The sequence below is a fragment of the uncultured Methylobacterium sp. genome (assembly GCF_964251405.1).
GTDB lineage: Bacteria > Pseudomonadota > Alphaproteobacteria > Rhizobiales > Beijerinckiaceae > Methylobacterium.
Window position 1 is genome coordinate 1 of the sequence record NZ_CAXUJR010000023.1, and the last position, 22,178, is coordinate 22,178.

The 22,178-nt window shown below is 69.4% G+C and carries 22 protein-coding genes; 12 read left to right on the forward strand and 10 right to left on the reverse strand.

Translation table 11 applies throughout. The annotated features are described in order from the left end of the window. The 5 genes from ACFE7U_RS06450 to ACFE7U_RS06470 all read left to right on the forward strand — a co-directional run. Window positions 1–611: DUF2459 domain-containing protein (locus tag ACFE7U_RS06450; protein WP_375408909.1), on the forward strand; the 611-nt coding region annotated here is incomplete at its 5' end. Window positions 612–733: 122 nt separating this feature from the next. After that, window positions 734–2,269, forward strand: coding sequence for a Do family serine endopeptidase (locus ACFE7U_RS06455; protein ID WP_375408910.1), 1,536 nt, complete (start codon window positions 734–736; stop codon window positions 2,267–2,269). Window positions 2,270–2,427: 158 nt separating this feature from the next. After that, complete coding sequence (locus ACFE7U_RS06460; RefSeq protein ID WP_375408911.1) at window positions 2,428–2,988, forward strand: hypothetical protein; 561 nt, start codon at window positions 2,428–2,430, stop codon at window positions 2,986–2,988. 8 nt (window positions 2,989–2,996) lie between these two features. Continuing rightward, window positions 2,997–3,863, forward strand: coding sequence for a 3-deoxy-8-phosphooctulonate synthase (kdsA, locus tag ACFE7U_RS06465; RefSeq protein ID WP_375408912.1), 867 nt, complete (start codon window positions 2,997–2,999; stop codon window positions 3,861–3,863). Window positions 3,864–4,021: 158 nt separating this feature from the next. After that, complete coding sequence (locus tag ACFE7U_RS06470) at window positions 4,022–4,351, forward strand: hypothetical protein (protein ID WP_375408954.1); 330 nt, start codon at window positions 4,022–4,024, stop codon at window positions 4,349–4,351. A 76-nt stretch (window positions 4,352–4,427) separates the two neighbouring features. On the opposite strand, the gene queF is transcribed toward ACFE7U_RS06470, so the two are convergent. Next, on the reverse strand, window positions 4,428–4,877 hold the full coding sequence (queF, locus tag ACFE7U_RS06475) for a preQ(1) synthase (RefSeq protein WP_375408913.1): 450 nt from the start codon (window positions 4,875–4,877) through the stop codon (window positions 4,428–4,430). A 211-nt stretch (window positions 4,878–5,088) separates the two neighbouring features. Here queF and eno point away from each other — a divergent pair, with 211 nt between their 5' ends. From eno to ACFE7U_RS06490, 3 genes are all read left to right on the forward strand, one after another. Continuing rightward, a complete protein-coding gene (gene eno, locus ACFE7U_RS06480; RefSeq protein ID WP_375408914.1) occupies window positions 5,089–6,375 on the forward strand; it encodes a phosphopyruvate hydratase in 1,287 nt (428 codons plus the stop codon). A 99-nt stretch (window positions 6,376–6,474) separates the two neighbouring features. After that, window positions 6,475–6,897 (forward strand): thiol-disulfide oxidoreductase DCC family protein, encoded by a 423-nt coding sequence (locus ACFE7U_RS06485; protein ID WP_375408915.1) that lies wholly within the window; start codon window positions 6,475–6,477, stop codon window positions 6,895–6,897. A 57-nt stretch (window positions 6,898–6,954) separates the two neighbouring features. After that, on the forward strand, window positions 6,955–7,611 hold the full coding sequence (locus tag ACFE7U_RS06490; protein ID WP_375408916.1) for a DUF1345 domain-containing protein: 657 nt from the start codon (window positions 6,955–6,957) through the stop codon (window positions 7,609–7,611). Between the two features lie 49 nt (window positions 7,612–7,660). On the opposite strand, the gene ACFE7U_RS06495 is transcribed toward ACFE7U_RS06490, so the two are convergent. Continuing rightward, entirely contained in the window at window positions 7,661–7,879 is a 219-nt protein-coding gene (locus tag ACFE7U_RS06495; RefSeq protein ID WP_375408917.1) for a hypothetical protein, read from the reverse strand. A 586-nt stretch (window positions 7,880–8,465) separates the two neighbouring features. On the opposite strand from ACFE7U_RS06495, the gene ACFE7U_RS06500 reads away from it, so the two are divergent. Continuing rightward, complete coding sequence (locus tag ACFE7U_RS06500) at window positions 8,466–8,876, forward strand: response regulator (RefSeq protein WP_375408918.1); 411 nt, start codon at window positions 8,466–8,468, stop codon at window positions 8,874–8,876. A 126-nt stretch (window positions 8,877–9,002) separates the two neighbouring features. Here ACFE7U_RS06500 and ACFE7U_RS06505 read toward each other — a convergent pair whose 3' ends face one another. Next, window positions 9,003–9,890, reverse strand: a complete 888-nt coding sequence (locus ACFE7U_RS06505; protein WP_375408919.1) for an MBL fold metallo-hydrolase — start codon at window positions 9,888–9,890, stop codon at window positions 9,003–9,005. An 872-nt stretch (window positions 9,891–10,762) separates the two neighbouring features. Between ACFE7U_RS06505 and ACFE7U_RS06510 the strand changes: the two genes are divergently transcribed. Continuing rightward, window positions 10,763–12,025 (forward strand): lytic murein transglycosylase, encoded by a 1,263-nt coding sequence (locus ACFE7U_RS06510; protein ID WP_375408920.1) that lies wholly within the window; start codon window positions 10,763–10,765, stop codon window positions 12,023–12,025. 106 nt (window positions 12,026–12,131) lie between these two features. Here ACFE7U_RS06510 and ACFE7U_RS06515 read toward each other — a convergent pair whose 3' ends face one another. Then, entirely contained in the window at window positions 12,132–12,332 is a 201-nt protein-coding gene (locus ACFE7U_RS06515; protein WP_375408921.1) for a hypothetical protein, read from the reverse strand. A 295-nt stretch (window positions 12,333–12,627) separates the two neighbouring features. Between ACFE7U_RS06515 and ACFE7U_RS06520 the strand changes: the two genes are divergently transcribed. Further along, window positions 12,628–13,209, forward strand: a complete 582-nt coding sequence (locus ACFE7U_RS06520) for a metallophosphoesterase (RefSeq protein WP_375408922.1) — start codon at window positions 12,628–12,630, stop codon at window positions 13,207–13,209. A gap of 94 nt (window positions 13,210–13,303) precedes the next feature. Here the strand turns inward: ACFE7U_RS06520 and ACFE7U_RS06525 are convergent, their stop codons facing one another. The 3 genes from ACFE7U_RS06525 to ACFE7U_RS06535 form a co-directional block, all read right to left on the reverse strand. Further along, window positions 13,304–14,830: a tripartite tricarboxylate transporter permease gene (locus ACFE7U_RS06525; RefSeq protein ID WP_375408923.1), complete on the reverse strand. Its 1,527-nt coding sequence runs from the start codon at window positions 14,828–14,830 to the stop codon at window positions 13,304–13,306. Window positions 14,831–14,963: 133 nt separating this feature from the next. Beyond that, window positions 14,964–15,461 (reverse strand): tripartite tricarboxylate transporter TctB family protein, encoded by a 498-nt coding sequence (locus tag ACFE7U_RS06530; protein ID WP_375408924.1) that lies wholly within the window; start codon window positions 15,459–15,461, stop codon window positions 14,964–14,966. A gap of 115 nt (window positions 15,462–15,576) precedes the next feature. After that, complete coding sequence (locus tag ACFE7U_RS06535) at window positions 15,577–16,551, reverse strand: Bug family tripartite tricarboxylate transporter substrate binding protein (protein ID WP_375408955.1); 975 nt, start codon at window positions 16,549–16,551, stop codon at window positions 15,577–15,579. A 176-nt stretch (window positions 16,552–16,727) separates the two neighbouring features. On the opposite strand from ACFE7U_RS06535, the gene ACFE7U_RS06540 reads away from it, so the two are divergent. Then, the gene (locus ACFE7U_RS06540; RefSeq protein WP_375408925.1) at window positions 16,728–17,954 is read left to right on the forward strand and encodes a CaiB/BaiF CoA transferase family protein; all 1,227 of its coding nucleotides are present in this window, start codon (window positions 16,728–16,730) and stop codon (window positions 17,952–17,954) included. Window positions 17,955–18,084: 130 nt separating this feature from the next. Here ACFE7U_RS06540 and ACFE7U_RS06545 read toward each other — a convergent pair whose 3' ends face one another. The 3 genes from ACFE7U_RS06545 to ACFE7U_RS06555 form a co-directional block, all read right to left on the reverse strand. Continuing rightward, window positions 18,085–21,051, reverse strand: coding sequence for an FAD-binding and (Fe-S)-binding domain-containing protein (locus ACFE7U_RS06545; protein WP_375408926.1), 2,967 nt, complete (start codon window positions 21,049–21,051; stop codon window positions 18,085–18,087). Between the two features lie 145 nt (window positions 21,052–21,196). After that, window positions 21,197–21,445, reverse strand: coding sequence for a hypothetical protein (locus ACFE7U_RS06550; protein ID WP_375408927.1), 249 nt, complete (start codon window positions 21,443–21,445; stop codon window positions 21,197–21,199). Window positions 21,446–21,530: 85 nt separating this feature from the next. Beyond that, the coding region (locus ACFE7U_RS06555) for a class I SAM-dependent methyltransferase (protein ID WP_375408928.1) at window positions 21,531–22,178 on the reverse strand (648 nt) is incomplete at its 5' end.

Below are 22,178 nucleotides of genomic sequence, written 5' to 3' on the forward strand. Positions count from 1 at the left end.
CGGAGTCCGAAACGATCCACCTCGTCAGCCACGGCTGGCATACCGGCCTCGTGATCCCGCGTGCGGCCTTGGCCGGGGAGGGCGCCGGCGCGGCCCTGCGCAATATCGCCACTCGCTTCCGCGATTACCCCGGAATCGAGTTCGGCTGGGGCGAGGCCCGCTTCTACCGGGCGACGCCGACGCTCGCGCAATTCGATGCGCGTCTCGCGCTGGAGGCCCTGTTCACCCCGGGCGGGCGCGAGGGCGTGGTGCAGGTGGTCGGCCTGGAGCGCGATGTGCGGGCGAGCTTCCCACATTCCGAGATCGTGCCGATCCGGGTGTCGCGGGCGGGCCTCGCCAGGCTCCTCGCCCACCTTGATTCGAGCTTCCGCCTGGAGGACGGCCAGCCGGTGGCGGGCGGCCCCGGCCTCTACGGGCCGAGCCTGTTCTACGCGGGCGAGGGGCGCTTCAGCGCGGCGAACGTCTGCAACCACTGGACGGCCCGGCTCCTGAACGCCGCGGGCCTGCCGATCACGCCGGTCCTCGACACCCACCCGGCGGGACTTCTCCTCGACCTGCATTGGCGCGCAGGCGTCGCCCCGTTGCCGCCGGCCAACCTGTCCAAACCGTAATCTCCACGCCACGATGAGGTCAGGCGCGGCGACGTAGATACCGGATCACGGCCGGCCCTGTGGTGCCCCCAAGACGTGGTGCTCTCGAGGCGCGGTACCCCCAAGACAATCCGGAGACGTCCATGTCCGCCCAGCCCAACCGCTTCCGCCGCAACGCGCTCGCCTCCGTCGCCGCAGCCGCCCTGATGGCCACCGGTGCCGCCAGCGTGAGCCTCATCCAGCCGTCGACCCCCGCCCTCGCCCAGGCCCTGCCGCAGACCCCCATCGCGGTGCCCGATACGCCCCCGGGCTCCTTCGCCACCATCGTCGACAAGGTGAAGCCCGGCGTCGTCGCCGTGAAGGTGAAGCTCGAGCAGGGCGCGGACAGCGACGACGGCGATGGCCCCGGCGGCCGCGGCATGCAGAACACCCCGCCTGAGCTGCGCGAGTTCCTCAAGCGCTTCGGCCAGAACGGACAGGGCGGGCAGGGTGCTCCCGGCGGCCAGACGCCCCAGCGCAAGGGGCAGCGCGGCGGAATGGGCTCGGGCTTCATCATCTCGGCCGACGGCTACGTCGTCACCAACAACCACGTGGTCGACAAGGCCAAGACCGTGCAGGTGACTCTCGACGACAACCGCACGCTCGACGCCAAGATCATCGGCAAGGACCCCAAGACCGATCTGGCGCTCCTCAAGATCACCGAGGGCGGCACCTTCCCCTACGTCTCGCTGGGCAAGACCGCGCCCCGCGTCGGCGACTGGGTGGTGGCGATCGGCAACCCGTTCGGCCTGGGCGGCACGGTCACCGCCGGCATCGTCTCGGCACGCGGCCGCGACATCGGGGCCGGCCCCTACGACGATTTCCTGCAGATCGACGCGCCGATCAACAAAGGCAATTCCGGCGGCCCGACCTTCAACGTCATGGGTGAGGTCGTGGGCGTGAACACCGCCATCGCCTCGCCGTCCGGCGGCAGCGTCGGCCTCGCCTTCGCGATCCCCGCCGAGACCGTGCAGGCGGTCGTGAATCAGCTCCGTGCCGACGGCAAGGTCGCTCGCGGCTATCTCGGGGTGCAGGTCCAGCCGGTGACGAAGGACATCGCCGACAGCCTCGGCCTCGACAAGGCCAAGGGTGCGCTCGTCGGCCAGGCCGAGCCGGGCACCCCCGCGGCCAAGGCCGGCCTGAAGTCCGGCGACGTGATCGAGTCCGTCAACGGCTCTGCGATCAACGACGCCAGGGAGCTGTCGCGCCGGATCGCCGGCCTCAAGCCCGGTGCCAAGGTCGACCTCGCCTATCTCCGCAACGGCAAGTCCGACACCGCGACGGTCGAGCTCGGCTCGCTGCCGAACGACCCGAAGGCCGCCGACGACGACAAGCGCAGCAGCAGCCGTGACGGCCAGCCGCGGCTGGGCCTGAGCCTGGCGCCGGCTTCCGAGGTCGGCGCGGGCGACGAGGGCGTGGCGGTGATGGAGGTCGATCCCGACGGGCCGGCCGCCGCCAAGGGCGTCGAGCAGGGCGACATCATCCTCGATGTCGCTGGCTCCAGCGTCTCGAAGCCCTCGGAGATCGCCGAGCGCGTGCGCGCCGCCGAAGCGAGCGGCCGCAAGGCCGTGCTGATGCGCGTGAAGAACGGCAAGGGCCAGACACGCTTCGTGGCGGTGGCCCTCGACAAAGCCGGCTGAGGCCTTGGGCCTCGACCCCTCTCGCATTCGTCGTCCCACCATCGAAGCCGGCCCTCGTGGCCGGCTTCCCTCGTTTCTGCCCTCGGCAGCCGATCCCGCCGGACGATCGTACCGGACCCCATGGCCGGCGACCGGGGGTTGGGCTAGATCATTCCCCCATGATCCCCCCGCCCAAGTTCCTCCGGCTCAAGTTCCTCCGGCTCAAGCTCGCTCTGCTCCCGCGCGCCGCGGCAACGGCCCTGCTGGTCCTCTTCGCCTCCACCGCCGCGCAGGCGGCCGATGGCTGCGATGCGCTCACCGCCCGGATGATCCGGGCGACCGGCGCCTCGCTCGCCGGGCGCGCCGGCACGATCGCGATTTTCCGCGCCGCGGATGCGAACCGCCTGAGCCTCGAATGCGGCAAGCCCAGGCGCATGGTGTTCGGCGCCCTGGAGCGCGAGCCGCGGCAGCCGTACTTCGCCCTGATCGGCCTCGCCGCCGAGGGGCTCACGGGTGCGCGGGCGGAGGCGGTCGAGGTCTTGGCGCTCAACCTTCACCAGCGCTCGCTGCTGACGCAAGCCCCGGCGGAGGGGCGCGCGGGCAAGGCGGCCCTGCGTTGCGAGACCGGACCGCGCGAGGACAGCCTGTCGGGGAACCACACGGTCTGCGTGCTGGTGCCGGCCCGGCCCGTGGTCCTTCGCCGCCGCGCCGGCCTTCCCGCCGGCGCCGCCGCGGGTTAGAGCGGCGCATGTCGCAAGAGAGCTCTCGATCACCGGATGCCCCCGGCACCGTCGTCACGGCGGGCCCGGTCGCCTTCGCCAACCACCTCCCGCTGACGCTCATCGCCGGCCCCTGCCAGCTCGAGGGCCGCGACCACGCCGTCGCCATCGCGGGCGAGCTTGCCGCGATGGCGCGGGATCTCGGGATCGGCCTCGTCTTCAAGGCGTCCTTCGACAAGGCCAACCGCACGTCGGGCGGCTCCGCGCGCGGCATCGGGCTCGCAGAGGCCCTGCCGATCTTCGCCGAGATCAAGGAGCGCTTCGGCCTGCCCGTGCTCACCGACGTCCACGAGGCCGGGCAATGCGCGCAAGCGGCCTCGGTGGTGGACGTGCTGCAGATCCCGGCCTTCCTGTGCCGGCAGACCGACCTGCTGCTGGCGGCAGCCGCCACCGGTCGCGTCGTCAACGTCAAGAAGGGCCAGTTCCTGGCGCCCTGGGACATGAAGCACGTCGCCGCCAAGGTGACGGCGGCCGGCAACCCGAACGTGATCGTCACCGAGCGCGGCGCCTCGTTCGGCTACAACACCCTCGTCTCCGACATGCGCAGCCTGGCGGTCATGGCCGAGGTCACCGGCGGCGCCCCGGTGGTGTTCGACGCGACCCATTCGGTGCAGCAGCCGGGCGGGCAGGGAGCGACCTCCGGCGGGCAGCGGGAATTCGTCGGCCTACTGGCCCGTGCCGCGGTGGCGGTCGGGGTGGCCGGCGTGTTCATCGAGACCCATCCCGATCCCGACAACGCCCCCTCGGACGGGCCGAACATGGTGCCACTCGCCGAGATGCCGGCCCTCGTCGCCCGGCTCCAGGCGTTCGACCGGCTTGCCAAGGGCTTGGCCTGACGCACCGGGCGCATCATGTCGCGCGGGATCGAGGACTGGGTCCGAGGGAGAACGCCCCGATGCCGCCGGCGCCGAGGTGCGGTGCCCCAGCTTTGCGGGAACCTCTTCACCGTCGGTCTGTTGTCTCTTCTAACAGGCAACAGATTTTGAAGGTGACCATGCGCAAGCTCGCCCTGATTTCCGCTATCACGCTGTCGATCGGCGCCATGGCGGTAACATCCGCCGACGCGCGGCCCCGCGGCCACGGATACGGTCATGGCGGCGGCTACGGCGGCGGCTATGCAGCTCGCGGCTATGGCAACCGTGGCTATGCCTATCGCGGTGGTGGGCGTCGCGGCATCGGAACCGGTGCGGCGGTCGGCCTCGGCATCGCCGGCCTTGCAGCCGGAGCGATCGCGGCCGGTGCGGCGCGCGATTCCTACTATGGCGGCGGCTACGGTCGTCCGGCTTACGGCTATGGTGCCCCGGCCTACGGCTACGGCTACTAAATCGCTCGACCGAAGTGACGAGAAAGGGCGTCCGGCATTGCCGGGCGTCCTTTTTCTTGGCCTCAGCTTCTTGGCCTCAGCGCGCCCGATAGGGCGGCACGCCTTGGTCCGGCAGCCAGACCGAGGGGAGGGGCGCTCCCGTCTGCCAGAACACGTCGATGGGAATGCCGCCGCGTGGGTACCAGTAGCCGCCGATGCGCAGCCAGCGAGGTGACAGCAGCTCGACGAGGCGCCGGCCGATGCCCACCGTGCAATCCTCGTGGAAGGCGCCGTGGTTGCGGAACGCGCCGAGATAGAGCTTGAGCGACTTCGATTCGACGAGCCATTGGTCGGGCACGTAGTCGATCACCAGGATGGCGAAATCCGGCTGGCCGGTCACCGGGCACAGCGAGGTGAACTCGGGCACCGTGAACCGGGCGAGGTAGTCCGTATCCGGGTGCGGGTTCGGCACACGGTCGAGGCGGGCGGTCTCGGGGGATTCGGGCGCCGGGGTCGGCTGGCCGAGCTGCAGCGTGTCGTTCGTCATGGACGGTTTATAGCGCAACCGGCGGCCGGCGCATCCCGCCCGGTGCCGCGTCAGATTTCCTGAGCTCGGCGGCAAACATTCTTGACGGCGATCGGCCCTGCCCGCCACCGTCGCACGCTTGCCCGAAACCTGTCCTTGACGGATAAGCCTCGTCGCTCGGGTGCGGCACGAACGCACCGTCCTTCGTCTCCACCGCCTGAACGAGGTCGCCATGACCGCCATCACCAACATCGCCGCCCGCGAGATCCTCGACAGCCGAGGCAACCCGACGATCGAGGTGGACGTGCTCCTGGAGGACGGCTCCTTCGGCCGCGCCGCTGTGCCCTCGGGCGCCTCGACAGGTGCCCATGAGGCGATGGAGCTGCGCGACGGCGACAAGGCTCGGTTCGGCGGCAAGGGTGTGCGCAAGGCCGTGGAAGCCGTGCGTTCCGAGATCCTCGACGCTATCGGCGGCATGGACGCCGAAGACCAGATCGCTGTCGACGAGACGATGATCGGGCTCGACGGCACGCCCAACAAGGCGCGCCTCGGCGCCAACGCCATCCTGGGCGTCTCGCTCGCGGTGGCCAAGGCCGCGGCCGAGACCGCCGGCTTGCCACTGTACCGCTACGTCGGCGGCACGCAGGGGCGGGTGCTGCCGGTGCCGATGATGAACATCATCAACGGCGGCGCCCATGCCGACAACCCGATCGACTTCCAGGAATTCATGGTCATGCCGGTGGGCGCGAACTCGATCGCCGAGGCCGTGCGCATGGGCGCCGAGGTGTTCCACACCCTCAAGGGCGCGCTCAAGAAGGCCGGGCACAACACCAATGTGGGTGACGAGGGCGGGTTCGCCCCGAACCTCCCCTCGGCGGAGGCGGCCCTCGACTTCGTGATGGAATCGATCACCGCCGCCGGCTTCAAGCCCGGCACCGACATGGTACTGGCGCTCGACTGCGCGGCGACCGAGTTCTTCAAGGACGGCGCCTACCATTACGAGGGCGAAGGCAAGACCCGGGACATCGAGGCGCAGGTCGCCTACCTCGCCGGCCTCGTCGACGCCTACCCGATCCTGTCGATCGAGGACGGCATGTCGGAGGACGACTGGGCCGGCTGGAAGCTCCTGACCGAGCGCGTCGGCAACCGCTGCCAGCTCGTGGGCGACGACCTCTTCGTCACCAACGTGACCCGTCTCTCGCGCGGCATCGCTGAGGGCACCGCGAACTCGATCCTCATCAAGGTCAACCAGATCGGCACGCTCACCGAGACCCTGGCCGCCGTCGATATGGCCCAGCGCGCCGGCTACACCGCCGTGATGTCCCACCGCTCCGGCGAGACCGAAGATTCCACCATCGCGGATCTCGCCGTCGCGACGAATTGCGGGCAGATCAAGACCGGCTCGCTGGCCCGCTCCGACCGGTTGGCCAAGTACAACCAGCTCATCCGCATCGAGGAAGGCCTCGACGCCCAAGCCCGTTACGCCGGCCGCGGGGCGATCAGGGCCGGCGCGCGCTGAGGGCGAGGGGCCCTGCACGGCCGGGCGACCCGACGTCACGGCCTCGCGGGCGGCGCGGCGCCCTATCTCGAGGGAGACCGTTCGCAGGGCCGCGCCAGCATGTTGCCGACATCCTTCCTGATCACGCCGGCGCTGACCGTCTACTTCGACGGGGCCTGCCCCCTCTGCGCCCGCGAGATCGCCCTCTACCGGGGCTGCCGGGGCGCCGAGAGAGTCGCGTTCGTCGACGTGGCCGTGGGAGAGCCGCTGGGTATGGGCCTCGATAGGGCGACGGCCCTCGCACGCTTCCATGTCCGCGATGCGGACGGACGCCTCGTCTCCGGCGCCGCAGCCTTCGCACGGCTGTGGGCGCAGCTTCCGGCCTGGCGGCCGCTGGCGCTCGTCCTGCGCCTGCCCGGCGCCCTCTGGGTGGCGGAGTGGGCCTACCGCGCCTTCCTTCCCCTACGCCCGCACATCGCCAGGATCCTGCCGAACCCGGCCTGCCGCGACGGTGCCTGTGAGCGGCCGCCCTCGGGGTCCTGAATTCCCTTGGCGTGCGACCCAGGCGCGCCTTATGCGGACGGGCCACGGAGGCCCAGCATGACCAATACCTTTCAGGCGTTCTGGCTGCGGCCGCCGCTCCTCGTCGCCGTGGGCCTGACGATCGCCTTGGCCGCGCTCCTGCCGATCGCCTCGGTCCCGGTCCGGCTCCTCGTCGGCTGGTGCCTCGGCGTGGTCGCCTATACCGGGCTCGTCGTCCGGAACACGGCCCTGCAGCCCCGCGACGCCCTGCGGCGGGAAGCCTCGCGCCTCGACGACAGCGCCGCGGTGATCTCGGTCTTCGCCATCCTGGCGGCAGGGGCGAGCTGTGGTGCCGTCGCCATGCTGGTGCTCGGCGAGCAGGAGCCGGAGGCCGTCAAGGGCGCGCGCCTGGCGCTGGCGGCGCTGACAATGCTGTGCGCCTGGGTGTTCGTGCAGGTGGTCTTCGCCGTGCACTACGCGCACCTCTACTACGGCGAAGACGAGGCGGGGGCGAGCCGCGGCGGCCTCGACTTCAACGGCGATCCCGACCCGGATTTCTGGGACTTCCTGTACTTCTCGGCCACCATCGGGGCGACCTCGCAGACGTCGGACACCGACATCACCTCGAAGACGATGCGCCGCCTCGCGCTGGTGCAGACCGTCTACGCCTACCTGTTCAACACCAGCGTGCTCGCCCTCGCGATCAACATGGCGGCGGGCTTCGCGCAGCATTGAGGCGTCCGGCCGGTCCATCCCGAGAGGTCGCCGCCGCGCCGGGACCGGGTCAAGGCCGATCGTGCTCGACCTCGTCTTCGACGATGTCGAGCACCGCCCCGGTCCCGCTGAGGCATTGGGCGATCCGCTCGGAGATCTCCGGCGTCAGGTCGCGCACGTGCAGATGCAGCGTCGTCGCCGTGCCGCCGGAGGCGGTCATGCGATAGCGCATGCCCTCGCTCGCGAGTTGCCGGAGCAGGTTGTCGGCCGCCAGGCACATCCCCGCCATGTGCCGTCCTGAAAGGTTCTGGTCCAAACTGCCTCCTGCACAGATGCGGCCGCGAGGGTGACGCGATTCGCTCGGCCTGCCCACCGCTAACACCCGGCACGGTGAATGGTCGCCAAGGCCGTCGACCGAGATCCCGCAGCGCACTGAACCCGGGCCGGTCAGTCGATCTGCGTCAGGATCGTGACCACGCCGAAGACCAGGACGGAGAGCACACAGACGGCGAGCAGGATGAGGGCGGCGCGGGATTCGCGCAGAGGATCGTCGGTCATGCGCGGAGGCTACCCGGAATGCCGGAAAAACGCATCCGGTCGAGGACCCGGACGGCATCGTGCGTCAGCGGTTGCGTGATCTTGGCGCCGAGGCCGGGTCGGCACCCTCCTGCTGTCGTCGCGGCTTCGTGATGCGGCTTATGCATGCAGATCCAGCATCTGCCGCGAGAAGCGGCAGTGTCTTTACTGCGTATGCTCAAGCTTTCACTATGTTGTTAAGAAATCTTAACGCTCCATTAACCTCGATAAGCCTAATCTGCCCTGCGTCAGAACAGGGATCCGTCATCCCATCAGCCGGTTCGCGCAGGATCATTCCCATGTCCGCTCTGTCCCGCCGCCCGCTCGTCCTCCTGCTCGCCGGCGACGAGCTCACACGCCGGATCAGTACGAGCTGCCTCGAGGCCTTCGATTACGAGGTGGTGAGCGCCCGCACGGCCGAGGAGGCGGAACGCCTGCTCCTCTCGCTGCACGCAGCGAGGCGGATCGACGTCCTCGTCACCGACGCGGACGTGCGCGACGCCGTCGACGGGTTGTCGCTAGCCACCGTGGCCCGCTGCCTCGACCCCACGATCAGCGTGATCTACACCGCCCGCCTGCCGTACCGCATTCCGGAGGCCAGGAAGGTCTCGGGCGCGCCATGCCTGCGCACCCCCTATCACGGCCACCAGCTCGTCGGCCTCATCGGCGGGTTGCGCCTTCCGGCCGCGGGCAGCCGCGCCGCGGCGTGACGCGGCCTCCGTTTCCGGCGAGCACCATGGCGATGGAGTCCTTGCGCTGGACGGCGTCGTAACCGGGCCGGGCTGCACCTTGGGCGCCGTCATGAGGCCGGCGCGGAGCCGGGCTCCATGCCGTCTTCAGGCCGGCCGATAGGCTGAGCCGTCCTCCGACCGGGCCGGCGCCTCGACGTAGCGCCCGTCCAACGGGACCGCGACGGCGTCAAACTCGGCCGCCAGGGTGTGCAGCGCCTCCCGCAGGGCGGTCCCCCGCATCGGGCGCCCATGGCCCGTGATCGCGATCTCGGGCTCGAGCCGCGCGAGGGTCTCCACCGAGCGCTTCGCGCTGTCCCAATCGACGGTGAAGTACTTGGGTGGCCCGTGCAGTTCGGGCTCCTGCGTCGCCACCGCGTAGACGGATTCCTGGGCCGTCGTCACGAAGGCGTCGGCGGCGATGAGGCTGCGGTCGGCCTCGCGCCACAGGGCGATCTGCCCGGGCGCATGCCCCGGCACGTGCAGCCAGCGCCACCCCGCCATCGGCGGCACCGTGCCGTCCTCCGGCAGCATGCGGAGATGCGCCGAGACGTCGACCGGCGATCGCGGAAACAGGGGCGAGAGCCGCGCGATCAAGCCACCGCCCACGGACGGGTCGGCCGGCGGATAGGCGGCGCTCCCGTCGAGATAGGGCCGTTCGAGAGGATGGGCCCAGACCGGTGCGTCCCAGTCCCGCGCCAGGTCCTCCAGGACGCCGACATGGTCGAAATGGCCGTGGGTCAGGACGATCGCGGCGGGCCGCGCGCCATCCCCGAACCGTTTGGCCGCCGCCTTCACGATCGCGTCCTTCGAGCCCGGGATGCCGGCATCGATCAGGACCCAGCCGCGGTCCCCCGCGCCGGGCCGTCCGACATAGACGACGTTGACGATGGCATGGCGCTGATAGGCGAGGTCCTCGGCCACGGAATGGGTGCCATCCTCGTCGACCGGGCCGTCCGCCCGCGCATCGGGTGTGATCGGGATCTGCTGGGCCATATCGGGAACCTCCATGCCGATCTTGCGGCAATCCGGTTTGCCTCCGCATGTTCCGGTCCCCGGCGCCGGCAGAGGCACCAGTCCGGCGCGGGACCTCAGCAGGGAACGTCGCCGCGTCTCTCCGCGTGCTTGCCGAACCGCCTGCCCGCCGATGCGACCCGCCCGGCCGAAGGACTTGGGGAAACCGGATTTGACGAGGTACTGATTTGGCGAGACACTGGACTTGGTGAAACGCTGGACTTGGCGAGAGTCGGCCGGTTGCTATCTCTCCGGCCGGAAAACTTTTCGGGGAGTGCGCGATGTCGAATACAGGGTCGTCTCTCATTGCTCTGGCCCTGAGCACGCTGTGCTCAACGGCCGCCCTCGCTCAAAGGCAGGTCGACGAGACCGGGACCGGCGGCGGTCCTACCTCGACGGTGACGGCGCCCAACACGACCTCGGTCGGACGGACGATGCCCAGGCCTGGAGGCACGGATGTCGACCGTAACCTCGGCCGCAAGACGCCGGAGGAGAGGAAGGCGGACAAGATGATGGACGGGATCTGCAGAGGCTGCTGAACGATCGCCTCACACCCGGCATCGATCCTGTTGTCCATCGGACCGTCAGGCTTCGGCATCAAACCGGCACGCATGGGGAAGGCTGGACGGTGTGAGGGGCTTGCGCGGTGGCTCGTGCTCTCGATCTCTCACGGTGCGTCCGGGCAGCCATCAAGTTTGCAAAGGATCATGCGAAAGCAGCGTTCGGGACAAGCTCCCGCGACGGCACCATCTCTGAAGGCGGTGCCGGCCTTGAGGCTGTGGCACCGCCGATGGGGGCAGGCCCGACCCGATCGACATGACGACCCTCCGGGGACCGGGACGACGGGAGAACGCATGCGCAACGACCGACGACGTGATCCCCGACGCGCCGTCGTGGGCCTCCTTGCGGGGTCCTGCCTTCTCTTCCTGCACCCCGGGACCGGCGCGTTGGCGTCGCCATCGGCCGAGCCGGCCGTCCCATCGTTCGAGGAATGCCTTCAGGGCATCGCGTCGGAGGCGCGGACCCGCGGTGTTCCGCAGGCCGTCGTGGCCCGGAGCCTCGCCGGTCTCCTGCCCGATCCCGACGTGATCGCCGCCACCCGGAGCCAGGCCGAGTTCGTCAAGCCGATCTGGGCCTATCTCGATGCCAGCCTCACCGAGGGCCGCATCGCCGACGGCCGCCGCAAGATCGAGGAATGGGGCACGGTCCTCGATGCCGTCGAGCGGCGGTTCGGCGTCGACCGGGCGACCCTCGTCGCCTTCTGGGGCGTCGAGTCGAGCTACGGGGCGGTCCTCGACGATCCCGGCGTCGTCCGGCCTGTCATCCGCTCCCTCGCGACGCTGTCCTGCGGCGATCCCGGCCGCGCCGGCTATTGGCGCGACGAGCTCGCCGCGGCTCTGCAGATCCTCGCGCAGGGCGACGCGCCGCCCGAGCGCTTCACCGGGTCCTGGGCCGGCGCCATGGGCCATACCCAGTTCATGCCCACGGTCTACCAGGCCCATGCGGTCGATTTCGACGGGGACGGCCGGCGCGACATCTGGACCTCCGTGCCGGACGCGCTGGCCTCGACGGCCAACTACCTCAAGGCGATGGGTTGGCGTGCTGGCGAGACCTGGGGGACCGAGGCCGCGCTGCCGGAGAGCTTCGACTACGCCCTCGCCGACGAGAGCACGCCGCGTACCCTGTCCGAGTGGCAGGGCCTCGGTGTGCGGCCCGCCCGCTCAGGGGCCACGCCCGACGGGACTACGCGGGCGACCCTGGTTCTGCCAGCCGGCGCCCGCGGGCCGGCCTTTCTGATCCAGCCGAACTTCGCCGTCATCCTGCGCTACAACACCGCCCTGGCCTATGCCCTGACGGTCGCCCACCTGTCGGACCGCCTGCGCGGCGAGCCGGCCTTCGCGCGGGACTGGCCGCGCGGCGACCGCGCCCTGACGGCGGACGAGCGCAGGGATCTCCAGACCCGGCTCACGGAACGCGGCTTCGCCGTCGGCGGCATCGACGGGAAGGTCGGCCCCAAGACACGGGCCGCGACCCGCGCCTATCAGGCATCGCGCGGGCTGATTCCGGACGGCTACGCAGACCCGGCCCTCCTGGAGCGGATCAGGACGGCGCCCTGAGGCCGCGAACGCGCGCACTCAGCGCGAGGCCGGAGGGCAACCCGGCGCGACATGAAAAAAGGCCAGCCTCGCGGCTGGCCTCGGGGCAGGGGACCGGACGGACCGCCTACTCGGCGGCGCTCATCTCCGGCGTGAAGTGGCCGCACCAGTCGGAGGCGCTCACCACCGGCCACAGGCCATGGTCCTGCGCGCTGGGCTGGCTCACGGGCGGGTTGTAGCGGCACAGGCCCTCGTCGCCCCGCGCCATCCCGCCGTTGACCTTGTGCTCGTCGTAGAACTTGCAGGTGTCACACTTCACGTCGGCCATGATGGTTCTCCTCGATGATCTGCGTCGATCACTCGTTACATGAGAATTAGACCAGTTCCAATCTACGTGTCAACGACCATCGGTTCTGGTGGTTCCGATTCATCGTCGGATTTGCGAGGACACTTGAAGGCCGCCCAGCGGCGGATCGGCCTCGAAGGATAGGGGACGGAGGGCGCTGGAACGCCTGGGCCAGGGTGACGCGCGGACTTGAGAATGCGGGCGCCGATCCCAAGCTCGATGCCGGGCGTTCCATTTCGCCCAAAGGCCCCCGAGATCCCGTCCGACCGCGAGGCGCATGGCCACGTTCTTCACCGCCGACACCCATTTCGGCGACGTCCACATCCTGCGCCAGCGCGGCAGCCGTTTTTCCGGTATCGAGGCCCATGACGAGGCCCTGGTCGCAGCCTGGAACGCAGCGGTCACACCCGACGACGAGGTCTGGCACCTCGGCGATTTCGCGGGCGATGCGGGCCGGGCGTATTGCGCGGAGATCTTCTCCCGCTTGGCCGGCATCAAGCGGCTCATCGTCGGCAACCACGACACCAAGCGGGTGCTCGGGCTGGCCTGGGCCGATCCACCGGCGCCGAGCGCCCGCATCACGGTGCGGGACGGCGCCATCGAGTGTCGGCTGTTCCTGTCGCACTACGCGCACCGGGCCTGGCCAGGCCTGTGGCGCGGCACCCGCCACCTCTACGGCCACACCCACGGCTCGCTGGCCGACACGAGCCGCTCCTGCGACGTCGGGGTCGATGCCTGGGGCTACCGGCCCGTCTGCATCGACGCGATCGTGGCGCGCCAGGAGGCTGCCGAGGTTCTGCCGGAGGAATTGCAGCGCGATGGTGGCCTGAGGCCTTCATCGAGGGCCGGATCGGCCTAACCGCCGCGGTCGATTCAAGCCGAACGCGCTTCCCTCCCCTTGCGGGGAGGAGAGACGCGTCAGACCGATTACTAAGGAAGGCTTTGCCTATTCCTCACGGCGACGCCGGCGCCGACCGCCCCGGCGCGACCTTGCGCATCACGAACCGGCGGATGGTGTCGAGGGGACCCCAGAACAGCAGCAGCAACGCGAAGATCATGAGCGTCGAGACGAGGCCGTTGGAGAAGAACACCGAGAGATTTCCGCCCGAACCGAGCAAAGCCTGCCGGAAAGCGTCCTCGGCGCGGTCGCCGAGCACGATGGCGAGGACGAGGGGAGCGAGGGGATAATCGAGCTTCTTGAAGACGTAGCCGATGACGCCGAAGATCAGCATCAGCCAGATGTCGAAGCGCGAGGATTCCACCGTGTAGGCGCCGATGGCGCAGACGATGAGGATGATCGGCGCCACCAGCGCAAACGGGATGCGCATGATCGCGGCGAAGACCGGCACGGTGGCGAGCACGATCAGGAGCCCGGCGACGTTACCGAGATACATCGAGGCGATGAGCCCCCAGACGAACTCCTTGTTCTCGATGAACAGGAGCGGGCCGGGCTGGAGGCCCCAGATCATCAGGCCGCCGAGCAGCACCGCCGCCGTGGCCGAGCCGGGGATGCCGAGCGCCAGCATCGGCAGCAGCGCCGAGGTGCCGGCGGCATGGGCCGCGGTCTCCGGTGCCAGCACACCCTCCATCTCGCCGCGCCCGAAATTCTCCGGGGTGCGCGAGAAGCGCTTGGCGAGGCCGTAGCCCATGAAGGAGGCGGCGATGGCGCCGCCCGGGGTCACGCCCATCCACATCCCCACGATCGAGGAGCGGATCAGGGTCGCCCAGTAGCGCGGCAGCGAGGCCCAGGTGCGCAGCACCACCTTGAGGTCGATCGCGGCCTTCTTGCCCTTGAAGTGCAGGCCTTCCTCGATCGTCAGCAGGATCTCGGAGACGCCGAACAGGCCGATCACGACGACGAGGAAGTCGAAGCCCTTGATGAGCTCGCTCGACCCGAAGGTCAGGCGCAGGTCGCCCGAGATGGTGTCGAGGCCGACCGCGGCCAGCAGGAACCCGATCGCCAGGGAGGCAACGATCTTAGCCTTGTTCTCCTTGCCCATGCCGACGAAGGAGCAGAACGTCAGGAAGAACACCCCGAAGAACTCGGCCGGGCCGAAACGCAGGGCGAACTTCGCCACCAGCGGCGCCACGAAGGTGATGAGGATCACGCCCGAGAGCGCGCCGATGAACGAGGCGGTGAAGGCGGCGGTGAGCGCCTCGCCCGCTCTTCCCTGCTGCGCCATCGGATATCCGTCGAAGGTGGTGGCGACGGACCATGCCTCCCCGGGGATGTTGAACAGGATCGACGTGATGGCACCGCCGAACAGCGCCCCCCAGTAGATCGACGACAGCAGGATGATCGCCGAGGTCGGGTCCATGCCGAAGGTGAGCGGCAGCAGGATCGCGACGCCGTTGGGGCCGCCGAGGCCCGGCAGCACGCCGACGACGATGCCGAGCAGCACGCCGACGACCATGAACATGACGTTGGTCCAGGACAAGGCGACCTGGAAGCCCAACATGAGCTGGTGGAGATCGTCCATGGCGGTTCCTCGGTTTGTCTTGGTCTGTCGTCTAAGCAGGCATGCGTGGGTTGCCCCACGAATGCCTGCTCAGGTCTCTTTGACGGCGCATCATTTTTTCCCGCGAGCCGCGGACCACTTCGCGGAATGATGCTTAGAAGCCGAGCATCGCCTCGACCGGCCCCTTGGGCAGGGACAACCGGAACTGGACCTCGAACACCCAGAAGCAGACCAGCGGCACGGCGACCACCGCCAGCACCGACTGCCACCACCGGAAGTCGCCGAGCATCACCATGAACACGGCCATGAACAGAGCCGAGGCGACGTAGATGCCGACGAACTCGATGGCGAGCACGTAGAGGAACAAAGGCGCGAAGACCGAGCCCACCATGCGCAGCTGGCCGTAGGTGACGAAGACACTGTCCTCGCGCCGCAGCGCGCTCACGAAGGCGGCGAAGGCGGCGATGAGCAGGATCCAGCCGACCCGGGCCGGGAAGAACCCGTTCTGGGGACCTCCGTCCCAGCCCGCCCCGCGCTCGTAGGAATCCCACAGGACCATCGCGGCGAGCCCCATCAGGATGAGGGCCACGATGATCTCCATCACCCGGCGCGACAGGCCGGGCTCGGGAGCCGTGTGAGTGGTATCCGCCATGATCAACTCGTCTTGATGGTTCGCATGGATTGCGCCGAGCGCACTTCCCTTCCCCTTGCGGGGAGGGGAGACCGTTCAGCGTAAATGAACTGAGGTGATCACCCGGACAACGATCTCAGTTCGTGCCGATGAAGCCGGCCTTGCCCATCAGATCCTTGTGCTTCTGCTCGTCGGTGGTGAGAAACTCGACGAAGTCGTTGCCGGAGCGGAAGTCGGGCACCAGGGCGTTGCGCTCGACATAGGCCTTCCAGTCGGCGGTCTCGGTCACCTTGCGGAACAGCTCGACGTAGAAGGCTTGCTGCTCCGGAGTCACCTTGCCGGGCATGAACATGCCCCGCAGCATCTGATAGTTCACGTCGAGCCCTTGCGAGACGCAGGTGGGTACGTCGGCCCATGCCATGTCGGCGGTGATCTTCTGCGTGTAGTTGAGGGGCTTCTGCGAGAACACGCATAGCGGCTTGACCGCGCCGGAGCGCCAGTTGGCGATCTCCTCGGCCGGGTTGTTCATGTTGGCGTCGATGTGCCCGCCCGCGAGCTGGACGGAGGAAGGCCCCCCGCCCTGATACGGGATGTAGGTGATCTTGATGCCCGCGGCCTGCTCCATCGTCACGGAGATGAGGTGGTCCTCGCGCTTCGAGCCGTTGCCGCCGGTCTTCAGCGGCGGGTTGGCGACCTTGGCGGCCGCCACGAAGTCCTTGGCCGTCTTGTAGGGCTGGCTCGCGTTCACCCAGAGCAGGAAGGCGTCCTGCGCCATCATGGCGATGGGGGTGAAGTTCTTCCAGTTCACCGGCAGCTTGGTGGCCAGCGGCGTCATGTAGATGCCGCTCGAGGTGGTGATGAGCTTGTGGGGGTCGCCGGCCGACTTCTGGATGTCGAGCATCGCCTCGCCGCCGGCCGCGGCGGGCTTGTTGACGATGATAATCGGCTGGGAAACGAGGTTGTTCTTCTGGATCGCGCCCTGGATCGTACGGGCCATCTGGTCCGACGAGCCGCCCGGCGGGAACGGCACGATGATCTCGATGGGTTTCGTCGGTTCCCAAGCCTGGGCCGAAGCGACAGGCAGCATTACGGCCGCGATCGCGGCCTTCATGAATGGCGTCATGGCGTTATCCTCAGGGGTGCTCTTCGGCGGCACCGTCGTGGTGGTCGACCGTATGAAGTTTTCATGGCTCTTGGCAACAGCCGCCGTCACGTTACCCTCGACCATCCCACGGGTCGCCCGGCGCCCGCCGGTCGGCGAGGGACGAGACGCCTGATCGGAATGTCATGCCGCATACGACCTCCGGGACGAACGGGCCGCTGCGCGGGCTCAGGGTGATCGAGCTCGCCCACATCATGGCGGGGCCGGTCTGCGGCCTGATGCTCGCCGACATGGGCGCCACGGTCATCAAGGTCGAGAAGATCGATGGCGGCGACGACACCCGCCGCTCGGTCCCGCCGGCGCTGGAGGGCGAGAGCGCCGCCTACATGATGATGAACCGCGGCAAGAGCGGCATCGCCCTCAACCTCAAGAGCCCCGAGGGCAAGGCGATCCTGCACCGGCTGCTCGCCGAGGCCGACGTGCTCATCGAGAACTACCGCGCCGGCACCATGGAGCGGCTCGGCCTCGGCTACGACACGCTGAAGGCCGCCTACCCCAGGCTGATCTACTGCGCCCTCTCGGGCTTCGGGCGTACCGGCCCCTATGCCGAGCGGCCGGGCTTCGACCTCGTGGCGCAGGGCATGAGCGGGCTCATGAGCGTCACCGGCGCCGGCCCCGGCGAGGCGCCGATGAAGTGCGGCGCGCCCGTCACCGACATCACCGCCGGCTTGCTCGCCGCGATGGGCGTGCTCGCGGCCTATACGCATCGGCTCAGGACCGGCGAGGGCCAGGCGGTGGACACCTCGCTGTTCGAGGCCGGCATCACGCTGACCTACTGGCAATCGGCCATCGCCATGGCCACCGGCGTCGCGCCAGGCCCGATGGGCTCGGCCCACCCGCTCAACGCCCCCTACGAGGCGTTCCAGACCGCGGACGGCTGGATCACGGTCGGGGCCGCGAACCAGACCAACTGGCTGCGCCTCCTCGGCGTCCTCGGCGCGGCGGAGCTCGCCGACGACCCGCGCTTTTCCCGCAACGCCGACCGCATGGAGAACCGGGCGGCGCTGGCCGCGGCACTGGCCCCGCATTTTCGCGATGGCGCATCCGAGGTCTGGCTCGCCAGACTGGAGGAGGGCGGCGTCCCGGCGGGGCCGGTCCTCGACGTGCTGGCCATGCACCGCGACCCGCAGGCGGTCGATCGCGAGATGGTGGTGGAGGTCGAGCACACCCGCGTCGGGCCGATGCGGACGCTGGGATTGCCGGTGAAGTTCTCGGCGACGCCGGGGCGGGTGCATGGGGCCGCGCCGCTGCTCGGCGAGCACACGCGAGCGATCCTGCGCGGGGTGGGGTATGCCGACGGGGAGATCGAGGGATTTTTCGAAGGGGGCGTGGTGCGCGAGACGGTGGGGTGAAGCGCCTCTCCTCCTCCTTGTGGGGGTGGCTGGGTGAGCCTCGGCCTTCGGATGCCGGCGGAAACAGCCCCAATCCCGGCCCCTCCCACAAGGGGAGGGGAGCGAGCCGAACCTCCGGCGGCCCTCCGGCTCAACCCGCCCGCAACGCCCCATCCAGCACCCGCGCCACGTGCTGCGCGGTGATCCCGAGTCCATCGTGGATCTGATGACGGCAGCTCGTGCCGTCGGCGACCACGAGGTCGTCCGGGCCGGCCTCCCGGAGCGCCGGGAACAGCGACAGCTCGGCCATGGCCAGCGAGACGTCGATGGTATCGGCACCGTAGCCGAAGGCGCCGGCCATGCCGCAGCAGCTCGACTCGATCACCTTGAGCTTGAGGCCCGGCACCTGCCGCAGGACGGATTCGACCGCGCCCATCGCGGCGAACGCCTTCTGGTGGCAGTGCCCGTGCAGATGCGCGATCCGGCCGCCCTGATCCTTGAGCGGCAGCGTGATGCGCCCCGCCGCGAGGTCGGCGGCGAGGAGTTCCTCGAAGAGGAGGCTGGCGCCGGCCAGGACCGTCGTGTCCTCGCCGGGCAGGAGCGAGGCGAACTCGTCGCGGAAGGTGAGGAGGCAGGAGGGCTCGAGCCCGACGATTCGGGCGCCGGCCCGCACGTAGGGCAAGAGCGCGTCGAGGGTGCGCCGGGCCTCCTCCCGCGCCCGGTCGGTCTGGCCGGAGGCGAGATAGGTCCTCCCGCAGCAGAGCGGCCGCTTGCCCTTGTGGGGGAAGACACGGTGCAAGCGGTAGCCGGCCGCGACCAGCACACGCTCGGCCGCCTCCAGGTTCTCGCGCTCGAAGGCCCGGTTGAAGGTATCGCCGAACAGGATGACGTCGCGGAAATCACCCGTGACGTCGGCGGGATGAGCGGCCTCGCCCGCCTCGCGCCAGGGCCGGCGCCAGGGCGGGAGGGTGCGCCGGGCCGAGATCCCCGCCATCCGCTCGGAGAGGCGGGCCAGGGCGGGCACGCGGTCGCGCAGGTTCAGGAGCGGGGCGAGCTTGGCGGCCAGCCCGGCGTAGCGCGGCAGCTCGGCGACCAGCCGCTCCTTCAAGGGGAGGCCGTGGCGGGCGTGGTAATGGTGGAGGAACTCGACCTTCATCTTGGCCATGTCGACGCCGGTGGGGCATTCCCGGCGGCAGGCCTTGCAGGAGACGCAGAGATCGAGCGTGCGCTTCATCTCAAGGGAGGTGAAGGCGTCCGGACCGAGCTGGCCTGAGATCGCGAGGCGCAGGGAATTCGCCCGGCCGCGGGTGAGGTGCTGCTCCTCGCGCGTCGCCCGGTAGGATGGGCACATCGCCCCGCCCGCGAGCTTCCGGCAGGTGCCGTTGTTGTTGCACATCTCGACGGCGCCGCCGAAGCCGCCCCAGTCGGACCAGTCGAGCGCCGGCTTCACCGGCTGCGTCACGGCGTAGCCCGGCGCGAACCGCATCAGCGAGCGGTCGTCCATCCTGAGCGGGCGCACGATCTTGCCGGGGTTGAGGCGGTTGTCCGGGTCGAAGCCGTCCTTGACCGCCTCGAAGGCTCGGGTCAGCCGGGCGCCGAACAGCGGCTCGACGTATTCCGAGCGCGAGATGCCGTCCCCGTGCTCGCCCGAATACGAGCCCTTGAACCGACGCACCAGCGCGGACGCTTCTTGCGCGATGGAACGCATCTTGGCCACGTCCCCGCCCTGCTTCATGTCGAGGATCGGGCGCACGTGCAGGCAGCCGACCGAGGCATGAGCGTACCAGGTGCCGCGCGTCCCGTGCCGCGTGAAGACGTCGGTGACGGCGTCGGTGTAGTCGGCCAGATGCTCCAGCGGCACCGCGCAATCCTCGATGAAGGAGACGGGCTTGGCGTCGCCCTTCGTCGACATCATGATGTTGAGGCAGGCCTCGCGCACCTCCCAGACCGAGCGCTGGCGCACGGGTTCGGCGACCTCGACCACGGCATCGGTGAAGCCGTGGTCGCTCATGCAGGCGTCGAGACGCTTGAGGTCGGCCAGCAGCGCGTCGCGGTCCTCTCCGGCGAACTCGGCGAGCAGCAGGCAGTTCGGCTGCCCCCGCGTGATGTCGGCGAGCGTCGCGCGGAAGAGCGGGATGTCGGCACCGAGCACGAGAACGTTGTTGTCGACGAGTTCGACCGCCACCGGATTCAGGTCGACGATCGCCTTGGTGGTCTCCATCGCGGCGCGGAACGAGGGGAAGTGGCAAACCCCCATCACCCGGTGGGTCGGCAGGCGCGAGAGCTTCAGCGTCACCGAGGTAGTGGCCGCCAGCGTCCCCTCCGAGCCTACCAGCAGGTGGGCGAGGTTCGGGCGCGGCTCGATCAAGGCGTCGAGGTTGTAGCCGCCGACCCGGCGCTGCACGCGCGGATACATCGCCAGGATCTCCTCGCGCTCGGATTCCGCCAGGGAGACCATGCGCCGGGCGAGATCCTCGGCCCGCGCGGAGCCCGAGACGCCGGTGGCCTCGTTGCCGGTGAGCGAGAAGCCGAAAGCTTCGCCGTCATGGAACAGGGCCTCCATCGCCAGGACGTTGTCGCTCATCTTGCCGAAGCGCAGGGAGCGGGCACCGCAGGAATTGTTGCCCGCCATGCCGCCGATGGTGCAGCGGCTCGCCGTTGAGGGCTCGACGGGGAAGAACCAGCCGTCGGCTTTCACCCGCGTGTTGAGGCGCTCGAGCACCATGCCGGGCTCAACCGTGACGGTGCCGGCCTCCGCGTCATAGGCGATGATGCCGTCGAGGTGGCGCGAGCAATCGACCACGAGTCCGCGACCGATCGGCTGGCCGTTCTGCGAGGTGCCGCCGCCGCGCAGGATCACCGGCACGTCGTGCTCGGCCGCGATGGTGAGCGTCGCGGCGATGTCGGCGGCGCTCTTCGGGAACACCACGCCCGCCGGCATGATCTGGTAGATCGAAGCGTCGTTGGCATAGCGCCCGCGGGTGAAGGCGTCGAAGCGAGCCTCGCCCGTCAGCGCCTCGGCGAGGCGCCGCGCCAAGCCGGCCCCCTGCCGCCTCGCTGACCTTGGAGTCGAAGTCGGGGTACCCTGGCTCGTTTCCGGCTCGGCCGTCATTGCCATCGATCACCGTCTCCGCATTTCAAGCCGCATCCATAGCCGACCGGACTGGCATGCATAATACCGCCGCGGGGCGGGTCAACGCCGCAGGCGGACCAGGATGCGGATCCACGCGGCGACAGGTCCGCGTGGGTTTCGCAACGCGAATTCAGGACTCGTGCGATTTCAGGGTCTGATCGCCGCGACGCACGCAACTCTCGATCGCATCGGCGAGCAGGCCGTTCGCGCTATACGTCTGAAGTTCAAGAAACGTGATGACGTTGGTATGGGCGCGCACGGCCGGGTCCCCAACGGAGACATACAGGCCTCCCACACCGAGTCTGATCTCGATTTTTCTTCTGATGATGTCCTGCAATTCTTCCGCGCGCACCGCCGCTTTCAGGAGTTGCTCAGACATGACCATATCGCACCTCTCTTTCGTGTCGGTGACGGGCCGACCCCTTGGTGCACCCGCTCGGTCGAGCCGGCGAACCGGGGCGGCGTCATCTGGGTCGTGACCGTTCGCGGGTCGTCGTGTCCTTGCACGGGACGATGCCGGCCGGGTCCGGCCGCGCCTCCGCGGCCGGTGCCTCGAAGATCGCGAGGTAGCCGCTCCCGCCCTTCAGCACCGAGAATCCGGTCTCGCGGTAGCCGGCGGCGGCGAGCTCGCAGCGCAGGAGCGCGGGCGGGGTACCGTGGCGCGCCGGGATGTCGTCGTCGTCCACGATGCCGATCCGGCCGCCCGGCCGCATCGCTCCCGCCAGGTTGTGAAGGAGCCCGTAGGGCTGGGTGATCTCGTGATACATGTGAACGAGCACCGCCGCGTCGACGGAGTTCGGCAGCAGGCGCGGATCGTGGGCCTCGCCGCGGACCACGGTGACGTTGGAGAGCTTCTCCTCGCGGACCCGCCGCGACAGATCGGTGAGATAGCCGGGGATCACATCCTCGCCGAAGACGCGGCCATTGGGACCGACGATCCGGCTTAGGCGCACCACGTAGTAGCCGCTTCCCGCGCCGATATCGGCTACGGTGTCGCCCGGCCCGATCGTCATGAGGCGCGCGACCTGCCCGACCTCGTCGACCTTGTCCCGATCGGCCTCCGCCGCCCAGAGCGGCGTGATGATCTCCGCCACGGGCCGGTCGGGCTTCGG

Coding starts and splice junctions, on each gene's coding strand:
- ACFE7U_RS06455 (WP_375408910.1), top strand. CDS start 734: ATGTCCGCCCAGCCCAACCGCTTCCGCCGCAACGCGCTCGCCTCCGTC.
- ACFE7U_RS06460 (WP_375408911.1), top strand. CDS start 2,428: ATGATCCCCCCGCCCAAGTTCCTCCGGCTCAAGTTCCTCCGGCTCAAG.
- kdsA (WP_375408912.1), top strand. CDS start 2,997: ATGTCGCAAGAGAGCTCTCGATCACCGGATGCCCCCGGCACCGTCGTC.
- ACFE7U_RS06470 (WP_375408954.1), top strand. CDS start 4,022: ATGCGCAAGCTCGCCCTGATTTCCGCTATCACGCTGTCGATCGGCGCC.
- queF (WP_375408913.1), bottom strand. CDS start 4,877: ATGACGAACGACACGCTGCAGCTCGGCCAGCCGACCCCGGCGCCCGAA.
- eno (WP_375408914.1), top strand. CDS start 5,089: ATGACCGCCATCACCAACATCGCCGCCCGCGAGATCCTCGACAGCCGA.
- ACFE7U_RS06485 (WP_375408915.1), top strand. CDS start 6,475: ATGTTGCCGACATCCTTCCTGATCACGCCGGCGCTGACCGTCTACTTC.
- ACFE7U_RS06490 (WP_375408916.1), top strand. CDS start 6,955: ATGACCAATACCTTTCAGGCGTTCTGGCTGCGGCCGCCGCTCCTCGTC.
- ACFE7U_RS06495 (WP_375408917.1), bottom strand. CDS start 7,879: ATGGCGGGGATGTGCCTGGCGGCCGACAACCTGCTCCGGCAACTCGCG.
- ACFE7U_RS06500 (WP_375408918.1), top strand. CDS start 8,466: ATGTCCGCTCTGTCCCGCCGCCCGCTCGTCCTCCTGCTCGCCGGCGAC.
- ACFE7U_RS06505 (WP_375408919.1), bottom strand. CDS start 9,890: ATGGCCCAGCAGATCCCGATCACACCCGATGCGCGGGCGGACGGCCCG.
- ACFE7U_RS06510 (WP_375408920.1), top strand. CDS start 10,763: ATGCGCAACGACCGACGACGTGATCCCCGACGCGCCGTCGTGGGCCTC.
- ACFE7U_RS06515 (WP_375408921.1), bottom strand. CDS start 12,332: ATGGCCGACGTGAAGTGTGACACCTGCAAGTTCTACGACGAGCACAAG.
- ACFE7U_RS06520 (WP_375408922.1), top strand. CDS start 12,628: ATGGCCACGTTCTTCACCGCCGACACCCATTTCGGCGACGTCCACATC.
- ACFE7U_RS06525 (WP_375408923.1), bottom strand. CDS start 14,830: ATGGACGATCTCCACCAGCTCATGTTGGGCTTCCAGGTCGCCTTGTCC.
- ACFE7U_RS06530 (WP_375408924.1), bottom strand. CDS start 15,461: ATGGCGGATACCACTCACACGGCTCCCGAGCCCGGCCTGTCGCGCCGG.
- ACFE7U_RS06535 (WP_375408955.1), bottom strand. CDS start 16,551: ATGAAGGCCGCGATCGCGGCCGTAATGCTGCCTGTCGCTTCGGCCCAG.
- ACFE7U_RS06540 (WP_375408925.1), top strand. CDS start 16,728: ATGCCGCATACGACCTCCGGGACGAACGGGCCGCTGCGCGGGCTCAGG.
- ACFE7U_RS06545 (WP_375408926.1), bottom strand. CDS start 21,051: ATGGCAATGACGGCCGAGCCGGAAACGAGCCAGGGTACCCCGACTTCG.
- ACFE7U_RS06550 (WP_375408927.1), bottom strand. CDS start 21,445: ATGTCTGAGCAACTCCTGAAAGCGGCGGTGCGCGCGGAAGAATTGCAG.